A 26,767-nucleotide genomic window follows, 5' to 3' on the forward strand; every position below is an offset into this window, starting at 1 on the left:
ACACAGCGCTTAGACTGACTGCACAATCAGGACCGTGAACGAGGTGGAGGTAGCGAAATGGCAAAGGCCGGTACCCGGCTGGCCGGAAAAGCCAACGCGATCCTCGAGGTCTTCACGCACAACGTCGCGCAGTTCGGCTACGACGGGACGAACCTGAGCGACATCGCCAACGAGTTGTCGATCTCCAAGGGCACGATCGTCCATCATTACGGCACCAAGGATCGCCTGCTCGCCGCCCTGCACACGTCCTACATGCGCCGCCGCCTCACCGAAGCGAAGCTACTGATCGGCAAACTCGATCATCCCGAGCAGCAACTCGCGGGACTGCTGTTCGCGTTCATCCTCTACCAAGAGCACGACCGCGACGCCACGATCGCGTTCCAGCGCGAGGTCATGCGCCTGGCAGCGCTCGATATCGACACCGAGGGACTCGAACTACGCGCCGAATACATCCAGCTGGTGCGTGACGTAATCGAAGCCGGAATCGCCGCGGGACGGCTTCGAAAAACGGATCTGCGGATTCAGTCACTGCTGATGTTCGGATCCGCGCAATGGGCCTACACCTGGTTCGATCCGAGCGGTGACGAATCCGTCGAAGAGGTCGGGGCAGCACTGGTCGATCTCGTGCTGGGCAGTCTCCTGGTCCGTCGCACGGCACTACCGGGGTTGTCGGACCCGAGAGGACTGGCCGCCCAGACCGCGCGCCAGTGCCTGCTCGAAACGTCCGCCGAATCCGACAGCGGGCTCGCTGCATCCTGATCACAGTATCGTGACCGCCGCCGATACCAACATCAGCGCCGCCGACGACGGTCGACCAAGCCTGCTTATTCGGCACGCACATACATAGCGGGAAAAGGGGCATGGGCATCGGCCCCGCTCGATACTGCGCCTTTTCGGGTGAAGGCTGTCTCCCGCCACCCGGTACCGCCGCTCGGGTTCGGTCAGTCCGCTGCGAGTAGAGCCGTATCGAGCTAGCTCGCTGCACCGCCCGGGTGCCCGGAGCGCTCGCCACCGCACTTCGAACGCTTCCGATCTGCACCCAAAAGCATTGGGGTACTCACCACGGCGACACCCGCTAGAGATCGCACGCCGTAGCTTTGTCAGGCGGCCGCGGCCGAGCGTACGCATCCCTGCCGACCCGGCGGCAAGAACACAGCGACGAACCTGGTTGCGCAGCAATAACTTGCGAACGAGACACGATTTCTGCCGGTAGGTGTCCTCGCGGCAAATCGGCAATGCGTCGACTGTGCGGCGCAATACCGATCGCCCTCCATGTTTGGTTTTCCGCCCAAACCGTTCAGCGGCCCCTTGTGCTGCACGTCACGATTCTGCTTTACTGACCGTGCGTACGGTCACTAGTTGAGCCGGGCGAAACGGACTGAACAATCCCCTCGAGAGGTGCCTGATGGCTTCACCCATCCACCATGTCTTCGACCCGATCACATACTGGGTATCGCAGGATCCCACCCGAGTCGCGCTGCGCTTCGAGGACCAGTCGTGGACATGGCAACAGTTGTCGGACCGGGTGCGGCGTAACGCCGCAGCACAGTCCGCACTCGGGCTGGCGCCCGGTGACCGGGTCGCGTTCCTGGACAAGAATCACCCCGCCAGCCTCGAGACCACACTGGCGTGCGCCTTGGCCGGAACGGTGAACGCGGTACTGAACTACCGCCTCGCACCGTCCGAATTGGCCTACGTCATCAACGACAGCCGTGCCGAACTGCTGATCCTCGGCGCCGAATTCGTCGACGTCGTCGACGCGATCAAGCCGAACCTCGACCACGTGCGCACCATCATCGTGCTCGGTGGCGAGGCGGACGAGTACGAGGCATGGCTCGGCAAGGCCCCGCCGCGCGAGATCGCTCATCCAGCCCATCCGGAGGATTGCTTCCTGCAGCTCTACACCTCCGGCACCACCGGGCACCCGAAGGGAGCCATGCTGACACACCGCTCCGTGGGCGCCCACAGCATTGCGGCCAGCGCCGCCTTCGGCTTCGCCCGGGACAGCGTGAACATGGTCGCCATGCCGCTCTTTCATGTGGGTGGCACCAGCTGGGCACTGGCCGCAATGTCGCAGGGCGCGGAGACGATCCTCGTACGCGAGGTCGTTCCCGCGGTAGTTCTGGACCAGATCACCCGCCAGTCGGTCACCCACGCGTTCTTCGTCCCCGCCGTCATCCGGTTCTTCCTGCAGGTCCCGGGTGTGTCCGCACGAGACTTCCGATCGCTGCGCTGCCTCGGATACGGCGGATCGCCCATGCCCGAAGCCCTCCTACGAGAGGCGATGAGCACCTTCGAGGTCGACTTCTACCAGGTCTACGGCATGACCGAGGCGTCCGGAGTGTTCTGCGTACTCGGGCCGCAGGACCACCGCGACCCCGCCCGGCCCGAACTGCTCCGCGCGGCAGGCCGGCCGGTCGAGGGTGCCGAAGTCCGGGTGGTCGACCCGGCCACCGGCGACGAACTGCCCAGCGGAGAGGTCGGGGAGTTCCAGATCCGCGGACCGCAGGTGATGGCCGGGTACTGGCAGCGCGAGGCGGACACCGCCGCCAGTTTCGATGGGGAGTGGTTCAGGACCGGTGACGCCGGCCGACGGGATCCCGACGGGTTCTTCTTCGTCGAAGACCGGGTCAAGGACGTGATCATCTCCGGCGGTGAGAACATCTACCCCGCCGAGGTGGAGCGCGTGGTCAGTGAGTTTCCCGACGTCGCGGAAGTCGCCGTCATCGGCGTCCCCGACGACAAATGGGGCGAAGTGGTCCGCGCGGTCGTCGTCGCGAAGAGCGGCGCCGACATCGACGAGAACAAACTGCTCGACTTCTGTGCCGCTCATCTGGCCGGTTACAAGCGGCCCCGCACCATTGACATCGTCACGAGCCTGCCGCGCAACGCGACAGGAAAGATTCTCAAGCGCGATCTGCGCGCACCACATTGGGCCGGCCGCAGCCGATCGGTCTGATCCGAATCCGGACAAGCACCAACCACAGACCCCAATCCGAAAGGGAAAACACCATGAGCTACTTCACCGACGCCTCCGAGGTCTACCGCTACCTGGGCGGAGTCTTCCGCGCAGCCAACGACGAACCGACCGCCGGCCCTGCGCTCAAGGACGCCGACCTCATCCTCCGACTCGACTACACCAACCCCGATTCGTCGCTCACCGTCACACTGAAGCCAGAAGGCATCGAGGTGATCGAAGGCGAAAACGACCTCATCCCGGACGTCCGGTTGGCGATGTCCGCCGACAACGGCAACAAGTTCTGGCGCGGTGAATACAACGTCGCGGTGGGGTTGGCCAAGGGCCAGGTCAAGGCCAAGGGCCCGGTGTCGAAGATCCTCAAGCTGATTCCGATCTCCAAGCCGCTCTTCCCGATCTACAAGAACCTGGTCGCCGAGAAAGACGCCCAGCACAGCTGATCACACGGCCTCGAGCAAGGACATCCCAACCATGACAGCCATACCGCACTACACCCAGTTCATCGACGGTCAATGGGTCGATACCGACCGCACGTTCGACATCATCGATCCCGCGAACGGCGAACTGGTCGCCACCGCCGCCCGTGGCTCCGTCGAGAACCTCGACCAGGCGGTCGCCGCCGCCAAAGCTGCCCACGCCCGGGGTGAGTGGCGCACGAAGACGCCGGACGAACGCGCCGACATCCTGTCGGCGATTGTCGCCGACCTGTCCGAGCGCATGGAGGAGCTGGTTGCTCTGCACGTCAAGGAGAACGGCGTCACCATCCGCCAGGCGATGGCCTTCCACGTCGGCTACTCGATCTCGCATCTGCAGTACTTCGCCGACCTGGCCCGCACCTACGAATTCGAGCGGTCAGGGCCGCAATTGTCCTACCCGACATTGGCATCCGGGATCGTGCGCCGGGAACCGATCGGTGTGGTCGCCGGCATCGTGCCGTGGAACTTCCCGCTGCTGCTTGCTGTGTGGAAACTCGGTCCCGCCTTGGCGGCCGGCAACACCATCGTGCTCAAGCCCGACGAGAAGACGCCGCTCACCCTGCTCGAACTGGCCAAGTCGGCGGAACGGGCCGGGCTGCCGAAAGGTGTCCTCAACATCGTCACCGGTGCCGGCGAAGAGGTCGGAGCCCGTCTCGCCGCACACCCGGACGTACGCAAAATCGCCTTCACCGGGTCGACGGCGGTCGGCCGGGAGATCAGCAAGCTTGCCGCGGAGAACATCAAGAAGGTCACCCTCGAACTCGGCGGCAAGGGACCGAACATCGTGCTCGCCGACGCCGACATCGACTCCGCGGTCGACGGGGCACTCTTCGCCTGCTTCCTCTACGCTGGTCAGGCATGCGAGTCGGGAACCCGGCTGCTGCTGCCCGAGAGCTTGCACGACGAATTCGTCGACCGCCTGGTGCAGCGGGCGGCGACCATCAAGGTCGGCGACCCGTCGGAGTTCGACACCGACATCGGTCCGGTCATTTCCGCCGAGCAGCACGCCCGGATTCTCGACTACATCGAAATCGGCCAGAAGGAGGGCGCAACCCTCGCGTTCGGCGGTGAACCGCCCACCGGAACGCAATTCGAGCAAGGGCACTGGGTGCGCCCGACGATCTTCACCGACGTCACACCCGACATGCGCATCGCCCGCGAGGAGATCTTCGGTCCCGTCCTGTCGGTTCTGAAGTACCGCACCGTCGACGAAGCCGTCGCGATCGCCAACGACTCCGAGTACGGATTGTCGGCCGGGGTGTGGAGCGAAGACCTCGAAGCGGCACTCGTCGTCGCGGCGCGAATCGAGTCGGGCACCGTCTGGATCAACGACTGGCACATGGTCAACGCTCTCTACCCCTTCGGTGGTTACAAGCAGAGCGGAAACGGCCGCGAACTCGGACCCCACGCGCTCGACGAGTACACCGAGGAGAAGTTCGTCCACGTCGACCTCTCGCGCTCCGTCGACCGCAAGGTGTACGACCTTGTCCTGCCCGCGGCCCAGGCGGCGGTGAACCGATGAGCCGCGCACGTGTCGCGCTGTTCGAGGCGCCGGACGAGAAGCTCACGGTTGTCGATGTGCAGGTCGGTCCGCTCGCCGAGGACGAGATCCGGATCCGTGTCGCCGGCGTCGGGATCTGCCACACGGACCTCACCGCTCTGCGTGGCGGTGTTCCGCTCCCGTTGCCGGCGGTGCTCGGACACGAAGCATCCGGGATCGTCGAAGAGGTCGGGGCCGAAGTGACGGCCCTCGTACCCGGCGATCACGTCGTGGTCAGTTTCGACTCCTGCCGAACCTGCACTCAATGCACCTCGGGTCGGCCGGCCTACTGTGAGTTGTTCGCGGCGCTGAACTACTTCGGCACACGCCTGGACGGCTCGACCACCATGAGCCGTGACGGCGAACCGGTCCACGGCAACTGGTTCGGCCAATCCTCGTTCGGAACCCACGCCGTCGCGAGCGCACGCAACGCCGTCAAGGTCGACGAATCCTTGCCCCTGCAACTGTTGGGGCCCCTCGGCTGCAGCTTGCAGACCGGGGCCGGCACCGTAATGAGTGTCCTGCGGGCAAAACCCGGGCAGAGCATTGCGGTGTTCGGTCTCGGCGCGGTCGGGCTCAGCGCTCTCATGGCGGCCAACGCGCTCGGCTGCACACCGATCATCGCGATCGATCCGAATCCGGAACGCCTGAACCTGGCCACCGAACTCGGCGCCACCCACACCCTCGACCCCTCTGCGATCGACGACATCGTGTGGGCGGTCACCGACATCAGTGCCAACGGTGTCGATTTCAGCGTCGACGCCGTAGGACTCGAGTCCGTCGTGCAGCAGGCGCTGGGAGTGCTGCGATCCCCAGGCATCTGCGCCACCCTCGGACTACAAGGCCTCGAAAACGAAGTTCGGATCGACCAAGGCCATCTCCTACTCGGTCGCACACTCACCGGGGTCATAGAAGGCGACGTCGACCCCCACCAGTTCATCCCACAGTTGGTCGATCTGTGGAAGAACGGACAGTTCCCCTTCGACAAACTCATCGAGACCTACACACTGCCCGAGATCAACGAGGCCCTCGCGGCAGCTGCCGCGGGGTCGGTCATCAAACCGGTGATCGTGTTCGACTGAGCACTAGATGCCGGGAAACATGTTCGATCCTCGTGGCGAGGGTGTTCCTCCCGTCGTGGCCGGACGAATGACGAAGCTGCCGATGTCCACACGTGGGACAAGTCAACGGTGCACCTCCGAGACCCCCAGTCACGGGAGCGTGGCCTGCGCGCTCCTCCGTGTGACGCCGCGTGGGCGGTCCGCAACGGGACCGCCCACGCCACCTCGCACCAACCGGCGCAGTGCCTTTCTGGGCTCAGGACCCACGGCCCCAACCATTGGTACACAAACCCCATCCACCAACACATCACCGTGTTCAACCACGAAGGATCTGACTCGATGCCTATCGACACCCCTGCTGTCACTGCTGACTTCATCCAGCGCTTCTTCGCGTCCGTCGATGCGCACGACTTCGACCGGGTCGAATCGATGCTCGACCCCGAGTGCGAGATTGTCGCTCCTGGTTTCACCCAGGTCGGCGCCCCCTATGTGTGCCTGTGGATGGCGGGGTTCTTCGCCACGTTTCCCGACCTCCGCCATCATCCACGCCGCGTTGTGGTCGATGGCGACGAGATCGCCTTCGAACTGCGCGTGACCGGGACACACACGGAAGACCTCCCGCTGCCGGACGGCTCGAGCATTCCACCGACGGGTCGGTCCCTCGACATCACCCTGGGAGAATTCTGGACACTCGCCGACGGTCGGGTGAAGAACTACACCGTCTACTACGACCACCACGACTTCCTCACCCAAATGTCCGCACTGGGTTGAGACTTGGCCAGAATTACATCGGATAGACCGGGACCGATGCGAACGGTACACACGCGTCCGCCACAGAACCCTCCCGCTAGCGGCCGTGCTTTTGACCAGGCTTTCGGCGCCGGCGATCGGTCGTGAGTGCGACCACAACCACGGGACCGGCGAAACTGAGACGTCCCGGTGGTGGGGCACGGGACGGGCAGCCGCCGGTGGCACGTGTCATAAAGATGAAGCCGATCGCCCCCATATCGGCGCAAAATTGTTGCCGTGGAGTGAAACAGCCATGCCGGTTGCTCATGCTCGGCAGCTACGAACACCGCGGATACTCATGCTGCGTTGCCAGCCCGTCTCCGAGTACCAGAGAATGTCGACCTCCACACGGCATACCCGGAACCGCGGCGCATCGCCTGCAGCAGAGGTTCTTCCGCGCCCCCCATTCGGGGGTTTGGGTGCTATATCGAGCCATGCCGGAGTTGTGATCCATATCACCAATACCCCTAGGAGGGTTCGGATGAAACGTCATCGTTTTCGCGCCGTGACCGCCGCGGCAGTCACGCTCGCTGCGGTGGCCATGTTCGGGTCGGCTGGACAAGTGGTGGCCGAACCGCTAACCGCCGCAGCCGCGGCGGACTTCTATCTTCCACCGCATCCGTTGCCCGCCGGCAACAGTGGGGATCTGATCCGCAGCGAACCCTTCCGCCCGCTGGGTGCTTCGCCATTGGCGGCTCTGGTACCGGCCGCGTCCGCAACCCGAATCATGTATCTCTCCTCCGACACCGTCGGCGCGCCGGTCGCGGTCACCGGAACGATTCTGGAGCCGACCGCGGCGTGGCCTGGGTCCGGGCCACGCCCCCTCGTCAGCTATACCTACGGCACCATCGGCGCGGGCGACAATTGCGCCCCCTCGAAACTGATCGCCGACGGCATCACTACCGATGGCGCCGGAACACCGATGCCCAACCTATACATTCTCGACGTCGTGTCGCTGTTGGCACGCGGCATCACGGTCGTGGTCACCGACTATGAGGGGCTCGGTACCCCGGGCGCACACACGTACCTGCAACCGGTACCCGAAGCGCACGCCGTGCTTGACGCAACACGGGCCGCCATTCGCTTCGGCGCGGCGACACCGCGTGCGCCGGTGGGAATTTGGGGATACTCGCAAGGCGGCTCGGCAGCCGGTGGCGCCGCACAACTCGCCCACAGCTACGCTCCGGAACTCAACCTCGCGGGCACCGTTGTCGGCGCACCGCCGGCGAACGTCGCCTCTACCCTGTCGAACGTCGACGGCAAAGCGCTCACCGATGTAATCGGGTTCTTCCTCAACGGCCTGCTGGCCAGCCACCCGGAATTCACGGAGGCGGTCACCACGATGCTCAACTCCGACGGGATCGACTTCCTGCACCGCACCGCAACCGAATGCGACGTGAACGCCCTATTCCATGCCTATCAGCCCACCAGCTCGTTGACGGTCAGGGGCCGACCCATCATCGACGAACTGCAAGCCCATCCCGCGATCCGGGCTGTTCTCGACAGCTTCAACCTGGGCACACCAGCCCCCGCTGATCCCGTTCTCCTCGCTCGGAACGTCAACGACGACGTCACCCCCGCCGCGGACACCTACGACTTGGAGAACGCCTGGCGTGGTGCCGGCGCCGACGTAACCGTGGCACATCTCGACACGCCTCCGCTGCTACCGCAACTCGGGGCCGCGGGGCATGGGGTCGGGCTTCTCCTCGACAATCCGACCGCCGTGCAATGGCTCATCGACCGGTTCAACCATTGACACCCTAGCCGATTCGGCTAGAGGCGCCGGCCTGGATCGCGTCCGAGTGGCGCGACCCAAACCGGGCCGCACTGCTAGGCGATGAACGCAAAGACATTGGCCGAGGAGAAGCTCGCGCCCTTCATCAAGGAGCGCGGTTACGACTGGGAGATCTACATCGACGAGACCCCCATGGACCTCTGGCGCACGCAGGGTCTGGTGCCGCCGCCGCCGGAGTCGGACATGGAGAAGCTCTGGGCCAAGGAGAACCGACCCATTCCGTACGACGTCGCTGCCTCGTGACTGAGGATCCCGGGGTACGGCGTCGCCGTGCCCCGGGCCTTGTCTGTCCGGGCTCCGGGCACTGATCCCGACACGGGCCGACGGTCCGGCTCCGGCCTGTCGGCGGTTCCCGACGATCGATCGTGACGGTCGCGGGCGCATTCGTGCCGGCAGAAAGCGGTCAGCTCGTAGGCGTTCTCCGCGAAGGGCTGATCCTGGACGCGGCTCGTCCCGGCCTTTGCGGCGATCACGACTATTTCGGCAGTGTCGCCTTCCAAATGCGCTGGCAGACAGGAATTTCTATTTGCTCAGTAGCAATATTACGTAAACTGGTAAGTTGGTTATTCGCATGGCCCGCGAATAACCGACCACTCGTGGTAACGCTACTCCGCTGCCGTCTCCGAGGGTATTCACCTGCGGCCCTGGTGAATTGGGCGAGGCGGTGACATTTGCGATACGCAGTACGTGGGCAGCCGAGCCGAGCGAACGAAACAGCCTCTGACCTGTGTGTTCACCTCGCGCCATTGCAGGATATGCATTTCGAATGCAGAATTTGCAGCGACTGAGGGACTGGATGGGTGCCCGGGCGTTGCGGGAGAGATCGACCAGCTGCAGGTGCCGGACTTCGTTGCGGCGCAGGCCCCTCCGTAGAGGGTTTTGAACGCCACCGCATCACGCCACACCGCCAAGGCACCCTTGCGGCCGGACCGCAAGATTCGCTCCGGTTCGAGGTCAGCTACCCCCGCGATCAAACACCCCAAACGATGAGCGACTCTCCGCCATGAGATCGACAGAACTTGATAAGTCCCTTATCCAGTCAACTCGCGTATCTGGATCAGATTCCTCATTCCCCAGTGCCCTTGTCGTTTCCTCAGTTCATGGAGGGGTGAAGGAGGTTCGGAAGATCGATTCCACCACCACCCAACATTGCCGGGCAGAGCAGGGAATTCAACGCCACGATATGTCGAAGGTCAAGGAGTTCATCGAAGGGGGTGAGGATGATCTCGCGCCGGGCCGCGCGGGGCCCGAGGAGGTGGGTTCGATCATTCGTCCTCGGTCCACGCGCGACGGGTGACGGCCCTCGGCCGAAGGGGTCAGCGGTCGAGGGTCTCGCCGCCTGCGGACTGCCGTCGGGCCGCGGTTCCCGGGGAACGGTTTCCCGGGAAGTCCGCTGTATTTCGCCGGGCATTGAATTATGGTGACCTCACGTTGGACTCCCGTGACACAACCCATCCTATGAACTTTTCAGAACAATTGGCTCGTGAAACCGCCGTCGACGGTCAAGGCACTCCCGGTGATCATCGAAGCTTGGTCCGAAGTGAGGAAAAGAGCCGCATCTGCGATATCCTCTGGGGATATCAACCGCCCCTGCTTCTGGTCGATTACCTGAGCGAAACCGCCAGGGGCGAGGCCCATGGTGGACTCCCAAACTGGGACTTCAGAGTCAATGAGCGGAGTATCAACGTAGCCGGGCACCAGGGCGTTGACTCGGACGTTCTGTGCTCTGAGTTCACCTGCAGCTGTTGCGGTGAGGTTACGAACTGCAGCTTTCGACGCCCCGTAAGCCGCCGCGAGAGGTGTGCCCCCGGTCCCCGAAATGGACGAGAGGGTGAGGATCGATCCACCACCGGAATTCGCGATAGCCGCCGCGCTGTGCTTGATGGTCAGGAAGACACCGTCAAGGTTCACTGACATGGTGGATCGCCAAACATCGAGCGGCGTCTGCGCGATCGGATGCGATGCGCTGATTATCCCAGCGTTGGCGACCACGTGATGCAAAGCCCCATGCTCTTCGACAGTCCGTTCTATCAGTGCAGAAACGTCCTGCTCGCGGGTCACATCAGCCGGGATTGCGCTCGCGCCGGGGATGCGGGAAACAACTGCCTCGGCGGCTCCGCGGTGTCGATCGGAGACGACAACCCGAGCGCCTTCCTTCGCGAACCGGGCGGCGATCACAGCGCCGATTCCGCCGCCCGATCCAGTGACGATCACGACCTTGCCTTCGAGTGATGCAGGCATGGCCACCTTCCTTTCCATTAGACGATGTAGCTGGTTCCAGTCAGTCCGGTGCACTCGACCTGAATGTATGCACGATGGGTCGGTTTGGCGCAGTTCACGAGTAGCGTCAGCACGGCCAAGTCCGCGTTCAGGAAACTGCCGGCTTCGTGAGACGATTCGTGCGACTTCAGCGCCAGGACGGACGCGCGTATTGTTCCTACCGGCTATAAGTACTCAAATATCCTGAGTCCTTGGATAGAAGTGACAGCTCGTTGCAAACCCGTGCCCTACCCGAGTTGCACCAATGTGCCAATCCTGCCGGAGATTCGGGGTTTCGAAGGAATGAGGGAGGCTCGCGGCATCAGCCGTGAGTGGATCGAGGGCGGTGTGCGCACAATCTTGCGGATCGACATCTCGGCCTGCAGATTGCGCGAGATCGCTAACGCAGCGAACAGATAGTCAAGTGCGCCTCGCTCGAATCTCGGGTGTGGCCGAAAATCGGCCCGCCCGCGTGTTTTCGCCTTCCGAAATGGCTGCTCGACCTCCCACAGAAAGTGATACTTCTCCATCAATTCAGGTGGATTCATCAGCAGAAACAGGAAGGTTGATCACGTGGCCGTTCAATCCCATGAGGGAACGAGCCCTGGCTATGCCTTCGGTATCGAGGGTGTGGCGATCGCTCACCGACCCGCCGCTGCGAACGCCTTCCTCGCGGCCGACGCGATCATCGACCGACATACCGAGGCTCGCGCTTCTCGAGGAATGAGCGGACACCCTCACGGTGATCTACGGTGGTGAACAACGACGTCTGAGTGGCGGTCACCCAGCGTCCGAATTCATTCCAGTCAGGATCCAGTGCAAGGCGGAGGCCGCGCTTGGTCGCGGCGACAGCCAACGGCGGGTTCGCCGCGATCTTCTCCGCCAGCTCGAGTGCGACCGGCATCACCTGCTCGTCGTCGACGACTCGGCTGACAAGCCCAATCTGCCGGGCCCTCTCCGCGTCGATCATCTCGCCAGTGAAAAGCAACTCTGCTGCCAGCTCGCGCCCGACGATCTGCGTAAGGCGGCCGAGCCCCGCTACGTCACTGCACAACCCCCGTTTGACGAACAGCTCGCCGAAACGCGCACTCCGTGCCGCGATGCGGATGTCGGCCAGCAGCGCAAGCTCCATCCCCCATCCCACGGCGGTGCCATTCACAGCCGCGATGACCGGAATATCTGTGGCCAACAGGGCCCCCGCGGCCGGAGTGATTTCTTCGTCAAACACCGGACCTGCGCCACCGCTCACCGCTCGGACATCGTCGCCCGAGCAAAAGGATCGTCCGGCACCGGTGATGACCAATACGCGAGCCGTCGCGTTGTGCACGAGTTCGGTCAGCTCGGCGTAGGTCTCGAGCCGTAACGCGTTGTGCACCTCGGGCCGCATCAGCGTGATCACCCCGACGTGGCCTATTTCTTCGTAAGAGATATCTTGCATTTCGCCGTACAACCTTCCCAGCCGAATATCCAGACAGTCTGTTGAGAGCAACCGCCGGAGTCGACCAAACCGCTATGGCAGATGAGCCGTGAAATGGTCGCAGGCTGCCCGCGCGGCCTGGTCGAAGATCACGCCCATACAGGGATCGAAGTGCCCACCGTCCGTGACGACAAGCCGCTTCGGTTCGAGCGCTCGTTCGTAGGCTTGAAAGGCGAGCTCGGCGGGCGCGCTGTCGAACGGTCTTCACGGAGTCGGGGCGAACGAGCCTGGTGAGATTGCCGGAGCCGCTGATGAACGGAACCTGGGCGACCGCAGCGCGGATGCGGCGGTCCACGGCCGCCACACTGAGCGCGTGTCCGCCGGCAAGGCTGGACCCCCCAAACTCCGATGGCATGCGGGTTCACATCTCGCCGTCCGGAGACGTACCCCGGGATCCTCAGTCACGAGGCAGCGACGTCGTACGGAATGGGTCGGTTCTCCTTGGCCCAGAGCTTCTCCATGTCCGACTCGGGCGGCGGCGGCACCAGACCCTGCGTGCGCCAGAGGTCCATGGGGGTCTCGTCGATGTGGATCTCCCAGTCGTAGCCGCGCTCCTTGATGAAGGGCGCGAGCTTCTCCTCGGCCACTGTCATCATCAAGGCGCGAACCTCTGCGGTCTCCATCTGCCGGGCGATGTGGTCGAGTCGGATCCGGACGAAGTTGTTGTTCGCCTTTCCCCCGACATACATCGTCTCCTTCGGCATGTCCTTGAACAGGACGACCACGTAGAACCGTGGCAGGTTGACGTAGTCCACGTAGATCGACGTGATCGCCTCGGACAGCTGCTCCTTGTCATCGGGGGTGAAGGCGTTCTCGGGCGTGAAGATCTCCCAGTACGGCATGGCGCGGTTTCCTCTCATTGGATTGGTGCGGCGGGACTTGTGCCGCGATAGCGATTGCTTCGGTCGGGCGGTCCGAATGGGCTCATCTAACTGAGGTCTGATGTTGCCTGCACGAAGGTTCTTTATGGACCCGTAGTCGCGGACGGGTCCTACGCCAGGGCGCGCACAAAGTGCTCGCCCGCAGCCTTTGACGATGCTTCGAACGCGGCACCGGTATACACGTCGAAGTGGCCACACGGCAGTACGAGCAACTGCTTGGGCTGCAGGGCCCGTTCGTAGGCCTCGAAGGCGAGTTCTGCGTATGCACTGATGTCTTGGTCGGCCACGATCATCAGTAGTGGGGTCGGTGAGATCCGGTGGATTCCGTCGCCGGGCTCGAACTCGACGATCCGCTCGAGCGACCCGAGGGTCACCTCGTTGCGCCAGGACGGAGCCCTGTCCTGCGCGGTTTTGGTGAAGAACTCCCAGGATTCGGTGCTGGACATCAGCGCGGGAGCCAGCGGATCGGCGTCGACGGCCGGCATGAGCGTGGGCTCCCCGCCGTGGTAGAGGTTGCGTCGTTCGCCGTCCAGCTGGGCGCGCACCGTTGGCAGGAAGTCCGGACGAACGAGCCGCGTCATCTGGCCGGACCCGCTGATGAAGGGGACCTGGGCGACAACGGCTCGCACCCGACGATCGACCGCAGCCACGCTCAGCACGAGGCCGCCGCCATGGCTCGATCCCCAGATGCCGACACGGCCGGGGTCGACGTCCTCGCGGCCAGTCGCATACGTGATGGCGTGGCGAAGGTCGCGGGCCTGGGTGATCGAATCGATGTGCTGGCGCGGAGCGCCGTCACTGGCGCCGAAGTTTCGGTGGTCGTACACCAGAACGTTCAGTCCCGCTTGGGAAAAGGACTCGGCGTAGTCGTCGAGATACATTTCCTTGACGGCGGACAGTCCATGGACCATCACCACCACTGGGCCCTTGGACTGGGCCCCTTCCGCGGGATAGAACCACCCGCGCAAGGTGACATCGTCCGCTGAGAATTCAATATCCTCACGTGGCATTGGAGATCCTTCCGAAATTTGTACGCTTGTTGAAGAAGGTAGTGACGTGGGACACACCGTTGAAGGGATGCTTGCGCCCAATCCGAGTACACGTCCGCCACGTGCGGTTTGCCGTTACCCCGGCCGCGAAATCCCATCGGAATCCGTTTCGGGAGGGGGCCGGCCGTCGAGACGCACCCGGTTCGGCCTGGCCTGTTTCACGGCGCGACGTACGACTCGACCGTGGTGCCGTTGCGCGGTGAGCGCGTTGCACAATGTCTCGCGGCCACCGCGCGGTATCGAGTGGCGGTGCTCGAGCCGAACGCCTAGAACTGCACCCCTCGCGGCGATGGGCCGGGGCAGGAGGGACCCGCGTCGAGGCGTGGGGCTCGCTGTTCTGCGAGTCCCGAGCTGCGGGCGTCATTCGCTGCGCGCGGGGTCCAGCCTGGGAAGTTACGGCCGGATGTCCGCCACGGTCGAACCTGCGTCTCGAAGCTGGATCGCGTTCATGGCCGAGAACTGCAAGGTCCAGAGGTTTCCGTGCCCCGGGTACTTCGCCGACATGATGCGGACCAGATCCTCCGCATCGTCCGCAACGTCGTAGGCAGCGGCGAAGTCCTGGATGTAGGACCGTGTTTCGGCGATCATGGAATCGACGGCGTGGTCGTCGCCGTCGGGCCTGCGGTGGCCGGCGACGATCACCTTGGGTGCCAGCTTCTCCACCAGGTCCACGGTCTCGAGCCAGTCTTGCCATTCCTCGGGCGTCGACAGACCGAGCATCGGGTGGATCTCGTTGTAGATGGAGTCACCGGCCACGACGACATCGATCTCCGGGATGTGCACGATCGTCGTGGGATGGATGTCGGCCTGCTTCACCTCGACGATGTTGAGAGGCGAGCCGTCGACGTAGAGCGTGTTGTCGTCGATCGGGTCGGGGAGCGCATCACTGACGACGCAGGCGTCGCCGAACAGCATCGCCCACTGCTGTCGTTGTAGTTCCATGGATTCCTTCATGGCCTCGACCACGTGGGGCAGCGCAACGCACTTCGCGTCCGGGAACCGCTCCATGAGGGGACCGATGCCAAGGTAGTGATCGGCATGGGCGTGCGTCACGTAGATCGTGGTGAGGGTCTTCCCGGTGCGTTCGATCAGGTCCCCCAGGTCCCGGACGTCATCCTCGAGGTACTGGGCGTCGATGAGCACAGCTTCGGTCGGACCGCTGATGAGGGTCGCGGTGGTGGGCGAGAACGTCCCGCTGGGAACATCAGGCCAGTCTCCCGCGGGGATCTCGGGCCAGCGACCGACGTACACGGTCGCTCGGATCGGCGGGGCGGCTGCGGCGGGCGGGCGAGTGTCGGTATCCATGAAGCGCCTCCAGAATGGGAGTGATTGGTCAGTGGCATCGGGTGGGCCTCCGGCCCACCGCGGTTAGTTCAACGGTATGAGCGCACCGTTTCCGGGACATAGGTCGACCGTGCCGGACACGGGTACACAGCCGCCACGATTCGCTGGGCGTGACTCAACCGACAGGCCCAACGCCAGCGGGTCGTGGTTCTCACGCGCCCTGCACCGGTGAGGTCGCAGCACGAGTGGCTGCGTAGCGGGCGAAGGTTTCCAGCAGGGACGGGTCGTCGATCGATCGTGCTTCGGCGACCGCGGAGACGTCGTTCCCTTGCAGGATGCGCTTGACCGGGACTTCGAGCTTCTTGCCCGTTCGGGTGTGCGGGATCGCCCTGACGACGATCACGTCGTCCGGTACGACGCGGGGCGAGACCGCCTCGCGGATCCGCCCGACAATGCGCTCGCGGAGCGCGTCATCGAGATCGGCGTGATCGGACAATGCGACGAACAGCGGCATCCAGTACTCGCCGTTCTGCTGCTCCGCCCCGATGACGAGGGCTTCCGCTACCTCCGGGAGTTCTTCGACGACGCGATAGATGTCGGCGGTACCGAACCGGATCCCGTTACGGTTCAGCGTGGAATCAGAGCGTCCGTGGACGATCACGGTGTTTCGTTCGGTGATGGTGACCCAGTCACCATGCCGCCAAACTCCCGGGTAGCTCTCGAAATAGGTCTCTCGGTAGCGGGCCCCGTCGCCGTCGTTCCAGAATCGGGTCGGCATGGACGGCATCGGCTGGGTGACCACCAGCTCGCCCACGGCATCGCGCAGGCTTCGGCCGTCGGCGTCCCACGAGTCAAGGGCCACGCCCAGGTATGGGGCTGTGATCTCCCCGGCCCGCACCGGCAGGATCGGCACGAAGCCCGCGAAGCCGCTGGCGACATCGGTGCCCCCTGTCACCGAGGCGAGCGGCACATCGCGGCCGATGTGATCGGCAACCCAGGAGTGCAGCTCGGGAGGGACCACGGATCCGGTGGCCCCGAGGGTCCTCAGCCGACGCAGATCGTGGTCGGTGCCGGGTGACCGACCCGCTCGGGCGCAGGCCTGGAGGTATGCCGGGCTCGTGCCCAGCACGGTGACCTTGTGGCGGGCTGCGAGCGCCCACAGCGCGTCGTCGGTCGGGTACGACGGACTTCCGTCGTAGCAGACGATCGTCGCGCCGGTCAGCAGGCCGCTCACGAGGGAGTTCCAGACCATCCAGCTCGGCGAGGTGTACCAGAGATACGTGTCGGAAGGCCCCAGGTCGAGATGGAGAGCCAGGGCTTTGAGGTGCTCGAGCACGACTCCACCGTGGCCGTGAACAAACCCCTTCGGCTTCCCGGTCGTACCCGAGGAGAACAGCACCCAGAGGGGGTGGTCGAACCGCACGTGCGCGGGGGTCATGGCCGGCCCACCCCCTGTGACTGCCTCCACCCACGGCGTGGTGCCTGCGGGAACACTCGTACCAGAGTGAAGTCGGCCGACGACGAGTACCTCACGCAGCGTCGGCATCCCAGCCTGCAGGGCTGGCAGGGCCGCGAGCCGGTCGACCTCGCGTCCGCCGAAGCGGTAGCCGTCGGCCGTGACGAGGACCACCGGTTGGAGCTGTCCGAGGCGGTCGACAACCGCTTCGGGTTGGTAGTCCTGTCCGCAGCACGACCAGGTCGCTCCGACGCTCGCGGTGGCGAGGAAGGCGATGACTGCCTCGGCAACGTTGGGGAGGTATCCGACCACACAGTCGCCCTCTCCGACGCCCCGGGCGCGCAGCCAGTTCGCCAGCGCGGTCACCTGGCGGGCGAGTTCGGTCCAGGAAACCGTCCGCGGCCCGGCCCCGCCTGGTTCGGAGTCGTCGATGATCGCCGGGCGGGACGACTGGGCGTGGCTCAGCACCGTGTCCACATAGTTCAGCCGCCTGCCGGGAAACCATTCGGTAAAGGGCATCTCCCGTGTTGCCAGCACCGGGCCAACGCCGGTCATGCGCACTCCGAAGTAGTCCTTCATCGACGCCCAGAATTCCTCCGGGCTGGTCACCGACCAGTCCCACAAGGACTGGTAGGAGGTGGCCTCGAATCGGCCCGTCGCCTGCAGCCAGTCGATGAAGTCACTGATCCGGGCGTCGGCGATCCGTTCTGCCGAGGGCGACCAGGCGACGTCCCCGGGTCCGATCGAACTCAACTCCACGATCGCGTCCATTCCGAAATCCATATCTGCACCCTTCTTCGCTCGTTGCTAGTCAGGACGGGCATCAGCAACCGTGGCTTTCCCGGTACTCGCTCGGCGAGACCCCGAAGCAGCGGTGGAACTCCCGGCGAAGGTGGCTGGGGTCGTAGTAGCACCATCGGTGAGCGATCGTCGCGATGGTCATGTTGGAGTTCACAAGTTCCTCGCGGACCGCGGCCATTCGCCGTGCGCGCACGACCGCGGTCATGGTGTCCCCGGTCAGGGAGAAGGCCCGGTGGATGGTTCGTGTCGAGACGTTGTGGGCGGCCGCAAGATCCTCGATATGGATCGGACCGCTACGAAGATTGCGCGTGATCCAGTTGTCAATCTGCGCGCGCAAAGCAGCCAAGGCCGATCGACCTGTGACAGAGCCGGTCTCTGCGCGGATGATGCCGGCAGTCAGTGCCACCAGCGCCCGGCGGGTCGCCTCGATCTCCGAGGGATGCATGGCTGGTAGCCGGCTCCAGACCTGGTCAAGGGTCGTAAACAGGACGCCGACCAGCGGCCGGTCCTGCTCGAGCACGAGGCAGCCGGGAATGTTCGCGTCGCAACCAGCTGCCAGCAGCGCGGCCCGCGGCAGGGTCAGCGTGCGTTTCCTGACCCGCTCCGGCACCGCGAAGCCGTCACCGTCGTAACCGCCGGTGGCCACGACCACTGTCCCGCTCACCAGCGCGGCATCCGTGCCAGCGAAGGAAAGTCGCTCGTCGCCCCAGTCACCTGCCACGACCACGACGACATCGCGCTCAGCGTCACGATCTTTACCCAGCGACAGCACGCTGTGCAGGGGCGGGCAGTCCCAGTCCGCGAGCTGGAGGTCGCCGACGTCTCGCGAACGCAAGCGAGTGGCATTGCCCCACCTCTTGCGGTGTTGCACCGTCATGGGCCCCGAGACATCGCGGACCGCAGTCTCCCAGCGGGCCCCAGGCCCGGCCGCCTCGACGTCGAGGACTTCGATTTCGGTGGCTGCGGTCGCGGTCATCGGGGCCTCCCAAAGCAGTGGACTAGGTTTGATGTGCCTGTACAGCCTGCCTGTGGACCACCACGGGGGGCATTGTGTGAATCACGTATTCCATTACCTATTCGCGCTGCGGCCCGACCGCTCCCGGTCGGACGTGAGCGTTAGTCTGGTCGGACCATGGCTTCACTGTCGGCGAACCAGCCGGACAACCTGCCCGCGGATCTGACGAGTTTCGTAGGCCGTCGATCCGAGACCCAGACTGTCCGAAAGCTTCTCTCCGCCGACCGGCTCGTCACGTTGACCGGGGTAGGCGGGGTCGGCAAAACCCGCCTCGCACTGCGGGTTGCCCGTGATGTCTGCCGCGCCTTCCCGGATGGGGTTTGGCTGGTCGAACTGGCGTCCCTGAAGGACCCAGACCTGCTGCCGCACACGCTGATAGATGCACTCGGGATTCGCGAGCAGTCAGCCCCTGCCCCGTTGGTCCTTACCGACTACTTGCGCCCCCGGCACACCTTGTTGGTCCTCGACAACTGCGAGCACATACTCGAGGCAGCCGCGGACCTGGTGGACCGGCTGCTCCGGGCGGCGCCGAAACTGCGGATCCTCGCCACGAGCCGACAAGCGCTGATGATCGCCGGTGAGCATGTGTACCCGGTTCCGACGCTCCCGGTGCCCGACGTCGATGTCCGTCTCGCTCCCGGCTCGGCGACGCAGTTCGCGGCTGTCGACCTGTTCGCCGCCCGGGCTGCTGCGGTCGTTCCCGGGTTCGAGATCACCCCCGACAATGAACAGGCGGTCATCCGGCTCTGTCAGCGGCTGGAGGGGATCCCGTTGGCGATCGAACTGGCGTCGGTACGGTTGCGCGTGCTCACGGTGGAGGAGCTCGCGCATCGGCTGGATAGTCGGTTCGAGCTGCTTCGCGAGGGCAGTCGTAACTTGCCGAAGCGGCATCAGACTCTTCAGGCACTGATCGACTGGAGCTACGAGCTGTGTACTCCGGCGGAGCAGACGCTGTGGGCGCGCGCATCAGTGTTCGCTGGTGGGTTCGGCCTTGACGCGCTCGAGGCTGTCTGCGCGGACGAGTTGCTTGCCGAGGAGGTCATTCTCGACACGGTGGCCGGGCTGACCGACAAGTCGATCTTGATCCGAGGCGAGCACGGCGGGCGCGTCAGGTTCCGCATGTTGGAGACTATCCGGGAGTACGGTCACGCCCGACTACGAGAGTCCGGCTCCGAAGCGAAGGTGCAGCGCAGGCACAGAGATTGGTACTGGCGGCTGATCGAGAAGGCTGCCGCGGAGTGGTTCGGTCCGGGACAGGAGGCCTGGGCGGCCCTGCTCCGTGTGGAACATCCGAACGTGCGCTCGGCGCTCGAATTCTGCCTCGCGCGGCCAGACGAGGTGCGCGTCGGACTGCGGATGGCGGGCCTGCCCTGGTTCCTCTGGACTGCGCTCGGCTTCATGACCGAAGGCCGCCTGTGGCTGGACCGGGCTTTGGCAATGGATCAAGAACCGAGTCTCGAGCGGGTTTGGGCGCTGGGCACCGCCGCCGACATCGCTGTCTTCCAGGGCGATGAGGCTGCTGCTACTGCACTGATCGACGCCGTCCACGATCTGGCGGGCCGACTGGGCGACCCACAGGGCCTGGCTTACGCAACCCATATGCTCGGCCTACGCGAACTGGGCACCGACCCGAGCGCTGCGATTCCACTGTTGGTTGAAGCGCTCGAGCGATATGGGTGCGCCGACGTACCCGCCGACTACCCCAACAGTGTGCGGCCTGCACTGACCATGGCCTACGTGCTGTCGGGCGAGCTGGACAGAGCCGCCGAAGTGGTCGAGGAGGCATGCGAACAGTGCAAGCAGGCCGGCGAGCGTTGGCTGTTGTCCTACGCCATGTGGGCGAAGGGGTTCTTGAGGCTCCTCCAAGGCGAGCTCGAGCAGGCCGAAGCCGATCTGTGCGAGGCGCTCCAGCTCAAGCGGTTCACCCAGGACAGTCTGGGCCTGGCGTTCATCCTGGACGTTCTCGCCTGGACCGCCGCGGCGAGCGGCGACTGCGAGCGGGCCGCCGTGCTCCTCGGCGCATCGGACCAGGCCTGGCAGACCATTGGCGTCCCACTGCTCGGAGCGAAACACCTGCTCGCGCGGCGCGAACACTTCGAGAACATGGCTCGGCAGGCGATGGGCAACCCCGGCTTCGACACCGCGTTTGCGCGCGGAGGCCAGCTCACCGTCGAGGACATGCTGAGCTTCGCGCTCCGAGAGCACCGAGTCTCCCCCGTCGAGCCCCGACAGGCCGACAGCTTGTTGACACCTCGAGAGCGCGAGGTCGCGGAGCTGGTGGCGCAGGGAATGTCGAGCAAGGACGTGGCAGCCAAGCTGGTCATCTCCCGGCGCACCGTCGACGTACACGTGGAGCACATCTTCGGGAAACTTGGGTTCAACTCCCGCACTCAGATCGCGACCTGGGTGGCACAACGGCGCGCGCCGGAATCGCCAAATCGGTGATAGTCATCTCCGCCCTCATCAGCGGCTGCGGCGGCGGCGCGCCGTCCAGCAGCACGTCGCCCACCACCACGGCCTCGTTGGCCCGGCTGGTCGACGCATCGACCGCACGACCCACGACCACCACCAGCGCGGCGCCCGCCACGACCACCGCCGCCCTGCCGATGACCACGACGTCGGCCGTCGCCCCGCCGGTCGCGCCCACGACAACGGTGGCCGTTGCTCCCCCGCCCGCCCCCGCCGTGATCCCGGCCGCCCCGCAATCATCGGTCAGCTACGCGTCCTGCGCCGACGCAAAAGCAGCCGGCGCCGCGCCGATCTACCAAGGCGAGGCCGGCTACTCGACGAAACTCGACCGGGACAAGGACGGTATCGCCTGCGACAAGTGAGGCGGCGTCACCGTCGCCCGACGCCGTGCCGTCGTCGACGGTGCGGGTCACAGGGGGCACAGGGTTTGCCGGGTCCTGTTCCAGAACGGAAACAACTCGGGGCTGCCGGCGTCCGGGTGTTGCCGTTGCGCTTGTTCGTCGAATTCGAGGACCGTCTTTCCGGTGGTGTGCGACAGTGCGCAGGCGTCCAGACTCAGCTTCGCCGACGCCACGAACCCGATCCGCTCGGCGTACGGGCCCAGGACCCCGGAATCGACGAACGGGCCGAGGCCTGGCCCCCACCGGTTGAAGGCGGACTGCAACCCGAAATCACAGGGCTGCCCGAAGAGTTCACTGCACGTCGTCGGCCGGCCGTGGACCATGACCGCGGTATCGGGCAGCGGGCGCGGCGGCTCGGGCGAGTCCGGTCGCGACGCCACCGCCCACACCACCAGCACCGCGGCGCCGACGACCAGGCACACCAGCACCGCCTTCAGGACCTGCTTCATCGCTCACTCACCTCGTCACACACCTTCATTGCACCACTCCTGCCCTCCGGCCCGCTGACACACGGCCCGACGACAACCAGAAGGCCAGAACTGGAGCGTCGTCGTAGGTCACCGCCGGGCCCCCAACGCGAGCCGCTCCTCGCATGACGCGCGCACTGCACCGTGTGCTCGGTCGCAGGCGATAGCCGCCGGGCGCCTGCCCCGACCGATACCGATGACACCCGACCCGTGAGGTCACCGGGTGCCGACGCACTCCCCCGGCGCCCGAGTCAGCACCCGGGCCAGCGATAGTGACATCAGAAGACCTCCTGCATCGGGCGGACCGAGTCCGAACCCTGCCACTATCGCGCATCACGAGCCGTGGGCGCCGAAGAACCCCGGTCGGCGCCCACGGAACTTCACCGCGACCGGCTGCCGTGCACCCGGCACGACGCGTTGCTCACGGGTCGGCACACGTCGCTATCCGACCGATGATCGTCACAAATGCACTGGCAGGCAGTACTTTCGATGTGCCGACAACAAATATTATGTCAACTAGTGGATTGCAGGGCCCGCCCCCGCAGCATGCAGGGTCCATCCGCCCTCCGCCGCGCACCCGTGTTCGTCCGCGACAACAGCCAGATGCTGTTCGGTGATGCGAAGCAGCGGATCGAAGACATCCTCAGCGTGCTGTGACCGTACGACCTCGTCGACCAGCAGCGTGGACACAAGCGCGCGGCGTTATGTGCGGCTCGCCCGGGCGAGCCGCGGTTAGCGTGAGAGTCGCAGGCAGCCCCCTCGCCGAAGAGCCGAGTGGGCAAACTCACCACAAGAGAGCGAGCCATCTCTCTTGCAGGGTGGCAGAATGGCCTACATCGTGTTCGACGCCGAGAAGCGCATCGGGTTTCCGAACCATCACGTCGCTGTCGACCTCGAGTCGCCCCGAAACCAAGGAGGAACAAATGTCCATCGCGTCAGATGCGGTACGTACTGCGCAGGTTCTCGGCCGCTCCTTCAGCGTCGGCAACCTCACCGTGCCCAACCGCATCGTCATGGCTCCGCTGACACGGTTCTTCTCCCCAGACGGGGTTCCCGGCCACGACGTGGCGCAGTACTACGCACGCCGGGCCGCCGCGAATGTCGGCCTGATCATCACCGAGGGGACTTTGGTCCAGCACCCCTCGTCGGGCTCCAGCGACCGGGTCCCGCGTTTCTGGGGCGAAGAATCGCTCGCTGGCTGGCGCGGTGTCGCATCGGCCGTCCACGAGGCCGGCGGAAAGATCATTCCGCAGCTCTGGCATGTCGGCTCCACGCGTACCGAGGGGGTCGGACCCGTCCGTACGGCGCCGCCCGTCGGACCCTCCGGTCTCGCCCTCGACGGCTTGCCGGCGGGGGTTGCCCTCAGTACAGCCGATATCGACGATGTCATCGGCGCTTTCGCGACCGGCGCTGCCGCCGCGCAGGAGCTCGGCTTCGACGGCGTCGAATTGCACGGTGCCCATGGCTACCTCGTCGATCAATTCCTCTGGGGACGGACGAATCAGCGTACGGATTCCTACGGCGGTGACCTCGCCTCCCGGGTCCGCTTCGCCGCCGAGGTCGTCGCGGCCGTCCGGGAATCCATCGCGCCCGACTTCCCGGTCTTCTTCCGACTGTCGCAGTGGAAGACCGGGCAGTACGACGCGCGTATTGCCGAGACACCCGCGGAATTGGAGGCGATTCTAACACCTCTCTCCGACGCAGGTGTCGACGTCTTCCATGCGTCCACTCGACGGTACTGGATTCCGGAGTTCGAAGGCAGCAACCTCAACCTGGCTGGCTGGGCCAAGAACGTCACCGGGAAGGCTTCCGTCACAGTCGGATCCGTCGGTCTCGACAAGGAGTTCGTGGGTCCGGCTGGACGTCCGGACCGGTCAGCCGTTACGAGTATCGAAGAACTTCTCGACCGTGCCGGACGTGATGAATTCGACCTCGTCGCGGTAGGACGTGCCCTGATCGCCGACCCCGAGTGGGCCCGCAAGGCGCTCGACGGGCGGCTCGAAGACGCCGAACCGTACGACGCGGCACTCCTCGAGACCCTTCACTGAGGTGATTTCCGAAGCCCACGGTTGCAGAACGCCAGCGGAAGTGTCTGCCGCACAGGTACGCTCGACCTCACGATACGGTGTTGCGACCACCGATGGAATCGCCCTGGCCACCCCGATCGGAATGAACCACGTGCCGTCCGGGTTGCGGAGCGCGATCGCGTTCTGTGGGCGCCGAACACGCGCCAGGTCCGCAGTCATTCGGTCGACGATCGAATGACCAACGATCCGAACAGATTAGCAATCCTTGATCGCAGAAATAGGTGAGCGTCATCTGTCGAGTGCTCGGTGATGTTCTCACCCACAGCCGATTCGGCTGCTGGACGCTGAACTGGCCCCAGACGAGGTCGTCACGGACCGGCGGCCCGGATCGACGATGAAGTCCTCACTACTTGGCGAACACCGAGAGGACCCGCTGCTGCGAGCACAATCGGCGGACACGGTTCTCGCCGGCGACGATCCAGTGCGCGGGTAGTTCGTCGGCGATGAACCGCTACCCGAACTCTGGATCGTCGCCGGGGATAGCGAACGCGGCGTTGATCAGATGGTCGTCGTCCCGCTCCCGTCGGGACACGGGATCGGGTCCCCTCGTAGAACGCTTGCCGGGAGAATCCCGGCATCCGGCAGCACGCCGCGACGGGGATTCCGGCGGCGGAAGGGTCCCGGGCCAGCGAGAACATTCCTCCGAGCACGGCGTGCAAGGGTTGTAGAAGTCAGGAGTCGACCGATTCTGCAGGCGCGGACTGCATGACTTGGGAGTTCTTGATCGTCGATGCTGCTCTCCTGATCGAGAGCAGAGCAACGAAACCGAAGAAGCAGGAAGCAGTGATAAAGAATCCCGGGGATACAGCGCTACCGGTTTCTCTGATCAGCCATGTGGATACGTAAGCTGCCGTTCCGCCGGTCACGAGATTCGCGAAGTTATTGGCCAGAGCGACACCGGTTACTCGTGTGCGCGAGTCGAATAGAGATGGCAAGACAGCCGATACGGCTACGACCACTATCGCCATTGCCAGTCCAAACACCAGGAAGGAACCGACCGCAACCGTTCGACTTCCCGTCGCTGTCAGGTGGAGAACCGGGAAGACCAACACGACGCACGCGATAATCCCACCTGTATACGCCTTGAGCGCCCCGACACGGTCGGTGATCAACCCGTACACCGGCATCAGGATCGTAATGCAGGCGATGATGCCTGCTGAGATCCATGCAACTTCGCTGGTCCCCAGATCATTTTCCCTCGCGAGATGTATACCGAGGTACGTGAAAACCATATACAGGCAGGCGCTGGCGGGGATCGAAATACCAATAGATTGAAGGACTCTCACGGTCTGTGTCTTGAGTAATGTCAGAAGTGGAGAATTCTCCACCGCGCCATCCTGAACAGACTTTTCGTGCTCGGAACTATCGTCGATTTTGCTTCTAGCCCATAGACAGATCGCAAGAAGGGGAACGCCCAACAGGAACGGGATGCGCCAACCCCACGACGCCATCTGCGACGCGGACAGCAGGCTCGACACCGAACCAACGCAGATTGCGGCTAGCGCAAACCCCCCGGTTACACCCAGGAAGACGAAGGAAGCCGCCAACCCTTTCCGCTTCGGTCCGGTGATCTCGTAGGCATACGTCATGGCGCCGCCGAATTCGCCGCCGGCCGAGAAGCCCTGAGCGAGGCGGGCCAGCACGAGCAGAATGGGCGCAATAATGCCTGCGGTCTCATACGTCGGAAGAAAGGCCATCAAGAGACTCGAGGCTCCCATGAGCAGCACGGACAGCAGCAGCACCGTCTTCCGCCCGCTGCGGTCGCCTACTCGACCGAAGAAGATGCCGCCGAGCGGACGCATGAGGTAAGCCGACGCAAAAACGGCCAGGCTGGCCAACAACGCAGCAGTCGGATCACTTCCGGGGAAAAACAACGGAGCCACTACCACTGCAAGATAGGCGTACACGGTGAAGTCGTAGTACTCGACGATTGTTCCCGTGGACGCGGCAATCAGGCCGCGTATTTTTCCTCTTTTCGCTACTTCGTCCGTTTTAGGTATGTCGTGCCGGTTCGTCATTGGTCTCTCTCACTCTGCGGTGGCGTCTAAACATGTGTGCATAGCTGTGATCGCCCTGAATGTCCGATACGCGGATTGATCCGCCCTGACGTAATTGGAGACATCGTTCAGACCATCTCGAGGATCGAGGCGGCGACGGGGCTGTTCACGGTAGCGCGTGTCGTAGTCGTTCGGTGGAAATTAATCGATTGACGAATGGAGTCGGTCCGTGTTGAACAGCGGACCGACTCCATTCGGCAGTCTCCCACTCAACCTCGACGGTTAGCATCCGAGTAATGCCTCAAACCTGTTGAGGTGAACCGGAAATCTGTTCTCCTGCAGGTGCACAGTGCTTGTCCGAGAACGCCGCTGACCAACGGCGTGGTCTTGGCAGTCATCACTCACCAGCCCAGAACCCGAGTCAGATTCCGGCTCGGGCTGCTACGTCGCACGCCTTCGCCACGAGCGCGACCATGCGGTCGACTC

The 26,767-nt window shown here is 64.4% G+C and carries 21 protein-coding genes and 2 pseudogenes; 12 read left to right on the forward strand and 11 right to left on the reverse strand.

The window, feature by feature from the left end:
• Positions 1 to 57: 57 nt before the first annotated feature.
• The 9 genes from RHA1_RS12975 (at position 58) to RHA1_RS13015 (ending at position 9,935) form a co-directional block, all read left to right on the forward strand.
• Positions 58 to 759, forward strand: coding sequence for a TetR/AcrR family transcriptional regulator (locus RHA1_RS12975; RefSeq protein WP_011595358.1), 702 nt, complete (start codon positions 58 to 60; stop codon positions 757 to 759).
• A 646-nt stretch (positions 760 to 1,405) separates the two neighbouring features.
• Entirely contained in the window at positions 1,406 to 2,959 is a 1,554-nt protein-coding gene (locus RHA1_RS12980; RefSeq protein WP_011595360.1) for a long-chain-fatty-acid--CoA ligase, read from the forward strand.
• 53 nt (positions 2,960 to 3,012) lie between these two features.
• Positions 3,013 to 3,417, forward strand: coding sequence for an SCP2 sterol-binding domain-containing protein (locus tag RHA1_RS12985; protein ID WP_011595361.1), 405 nt, complete (start codon positions 3,013 to 3,015; stop codon positions 3,415 to 3,417).
• 31 nt (positions 3,418 to 3,448) lie between these two features.
• Positions 3,449 to 4,975, forward strand: coding sequence for an aldehyde dehydrogenase family protein (locus tag RHA1_RS12990; RefSeq protein ID WP_011595362.1), 1,527 nt, complete (start codon positions 3,449 to 3,451; stop codon positions 4,973 to 4,975).
• Complete coding sequence (locus tag RHA1_RS12995; RefSeq protein ID WP_011595363.1) at positions 4,972 to 6,075, forward strand: NAD(P)-dependent alcohol dehydrogenase; 1,104 nt, start codon at positions 4,972 to 4,974, stop codon at positions 6,073 to 6,075. The genes RHA1_RS12990 and RHA1_RS12995 overlap by 4 nt, the downstream gene beginning before the upstream one ends.
• A gap of 318 nt (positions 6,076 to 6,393) precedes the next feature.
• Positions 6,394 to 6,825 carry an ester cyclase gene (locus tag RHA1_RS13000; RefSeq protein ID WP_011595364.1) on the forward strand — a complete coding sequence of 144 codons (432 nt, stop codon included), beginning with the start codon at positions 6,394 to 6,396 and terminating at the stop codon, positions 6,823 to 6,825.
• A gap of 499 nt (positions 6,826 to 7,324) precedes the next feature.
• On the forward strand, positions 7,325 to 8,599 hold the full coding sequence (locus tag RHA1_RS13005) for a lipase family protein (RefSeq protein WP_011595365.1): 1,275 nt from the start codon (positions 7,325 to 7,327) through the stop codon (positions 8,597 to 8,599).
• A gap of 81 nt (positions 8,600 to 8,680) precedes the next feature.
• A complete protein-coding gene (locus tag RHA1_RS13010) occupies positions 8,681 to 8,881 on the forward strand; it encodes a tautomerase family protein (RefSeq protein ID WP_011595366.1) in 201 nt (66 codons plus the stop codon).
• 865 nt (positions 8,882 to 9,746) lie between these two features.
• Complete coding sequence (locus tag RHA1_RS13015; RefSeq protein ID WP_016882460.1) at positions 9,747 to 9,935, forward strand: hypothetical protein; 189 nt, start codon at positions 9,747 to 9,749, stop codon at positions 9,933 to 9,935.
• A 170-nt stretch (positions 9,936 to 10,105) separates the two neighbouring features.
• Here RHA1_RS13015 and RHA1_RS13020 read toward each other — a convergent pair whose 3' ends face one another.
• The 8 genes and pseudogenes from RHA1_RS13020 to RHA1_RS13050 form a co-directional block, all read right to left on the reverse strand.
• The gene (locus RHA1_RS13020) at positions 10,106 to 10,879 is read right to left on the reverse strand and encodes an SDR family oxidoreductase (protein ID WP_011595369.1); all 774 of its coding nucleotides are present in this window, start codon (positions 10,877 to 10,879) and stop codon (positions 10,106 to 10,108) included.
• Between the two features lie 365 nt (positions 10,880 to 11,244).
• Positions 11,245 to 11,530 (reverse strand): annotated as a pseudogene (locus RHA1_RS53550) (IS1634 family transposase); the annotation flags it as partial.
• Positions 11,531 to 11,582: 52 nt separating this feature from the next.
• Positions 11,583 to 12,335, reverse strand: coding sequence for an enoyl-CoA hydratase/isomerase family protein (locus tag RHA1_RS13025; protein ID WP_011595371.1), 753 nt, complete (start codon positions 12,333 to 12,335; stop codon positions 11,583 to 11,585).
• 440 nt (positions 12,336 to 12,775) lie between these two features.
• Positions 12,776 to 13,216, reverse strand: coding sequence for a tautomerase family protein (locus RHA1_RS13030; RefSeq protein WP_011595372.1), 441 nt, complete (start codon positions 13,214 to 13,216; stop codon positions 12,776 to 12,778).
• A 149-nt stretch (positions 13,217 to 13,365) separates the two neighbouring features.
• On the reverse strand, positions 13,366 to 14,265 hold the full coding sequence (locus RHA1_RS13035; RefSeq protein WP_009475391.1) for an alpha/beta hydrolase: 900 nt from the start codon (positions 14,263 to 14,265) through the stop codon (positions 13,366 to 13,368).
• 432 nt (positions 14,266 to 14,697) lie between these two features.
• A complete protein-coding gene (locus RHA1_RS13040; protein ID WP_009475392.1) occupies positions 14,698 to 15,609 on the reverse strand; it encodes an MBL fold metallo-hydrolase in 912 nt (303 codons plus the stop codon).
• 190 nt (positions 15,610 to 15,799) lie between these two features.
• Entirely contained in the window at positions 15,800 to 17,827 is a 2,028-nt protein-coding gene (locus tag RHA1_RS13045; RefSeq protein WP_011595373.1) for an acetoacetate--CoA ligase, read from the reverse strand.
• Positions 17,828 to 17,867: 40 nt separating this feature from the next.
• A complete protein-coding gene (locus tag RHA1_RS13050) occupies positions 17,868 to 18,821 on the reverse strand; it encodes an AraC family transcriptional regulator (RefSeq protein ID WP_011595374.1) in 954 nt (317 codons plus the stop codon).
• 606 nt (positions 18,822 to 19,427) lie between these two features.
• Between RHA1_RS13050 and RHA1_RS13055 the strand changes: the two genes are divergently transcribed.
• Positions 19,428 to 21,305 (forward strand): ATP-binding protein, encoded by a 1,878-nt coding sequence (locus RHA1_RS13055; protein WP_237726874.1) that lies wholly within the window; start codon positions 19,428 to 19,430, stop codon positions 21,303 to 21,305.
• Entirely contained in the window at positions 21,302 to 21,691 is a 390-nt protein-coding gene (locus RHA1_RS13060) for an excalibur calcium-binding domain-containing protein (RefSeq protein ID WP_011595376.1), read from the forward strand. Before RHA1_RS13055 ends, RHA1_RS13060 begins: the two co-directional genes overlap by 4 nt.
• 47 nt (positions 21,692 to 21,738) lie before the next feature.
• Here RHA1_RS13060 and RHA1_RS13065 read toward each other — a convergent pair whose 3' ends face one another.
• Positions 21,739 to 22,179, reverse strand: a complete 441-nt coding sequence (locus tag RHA1_RS13065) for a hypothetical protein (protein WP_011595377.1) — start codon at positions 22,177 to 22,179, stop codon at positions 21,739 to 21,741.
• Between the two features lie 941 nt (positions 22,180 to 23,120).
• Between RHA1_RS13065 and RHA1_RS13070 the strand changes: the two genes are divergently transcribed.
• Positions 23,121 to 24,245: an NADH:flavin oxidoreductase gene (locus RHA1_RS13070; protein WP_011595379.1), complete on the forward strand. Its 1,125-nt coding sequence runs from the start codon at positions 23,121 to 23,123 to the stop codon at positions 24,243 to 24,245.
• 710 nt (positions 24,246 to 24,955) lie between these two features.
• Here RHA1_RS13070 and RHA1_RS13075 read toward each other — a convergent pair.
• Positions 24,956 to 26,302 (reverse strand): MFS transporter, encoded by a 1,347-nt coding sequence (locus RHA1_RS13075; protein WP_011595382.1) that lies wholly within the window; start codon positions 26,300 to 26,302, stop codon positions 24,956 to 24,958.
• A 263-nt stretch (positions 26,303 to 26,565) separates the two neighbouring features.
• Positions 26,566 to 26,700 (reverse strand): annotated as a pseudogene (locus tag RHA1_RS49360) (IS3 family transposase); the annotation flags it as partial.
• Positions 26,701 to 26,767: the final 67 nt, after the last annotated feature.

It is taken from the genome of Rhodococcus jostii RHA1 (assembly GCF_000014565.1).
GTDB classification, from domain to species: Bacteria; Actinomycetota; Actinomycetes; order Mycobacteriales; family Mycobacteriaceae; genus Rhodococcus_F; species Rhodococcus_F jostii_A.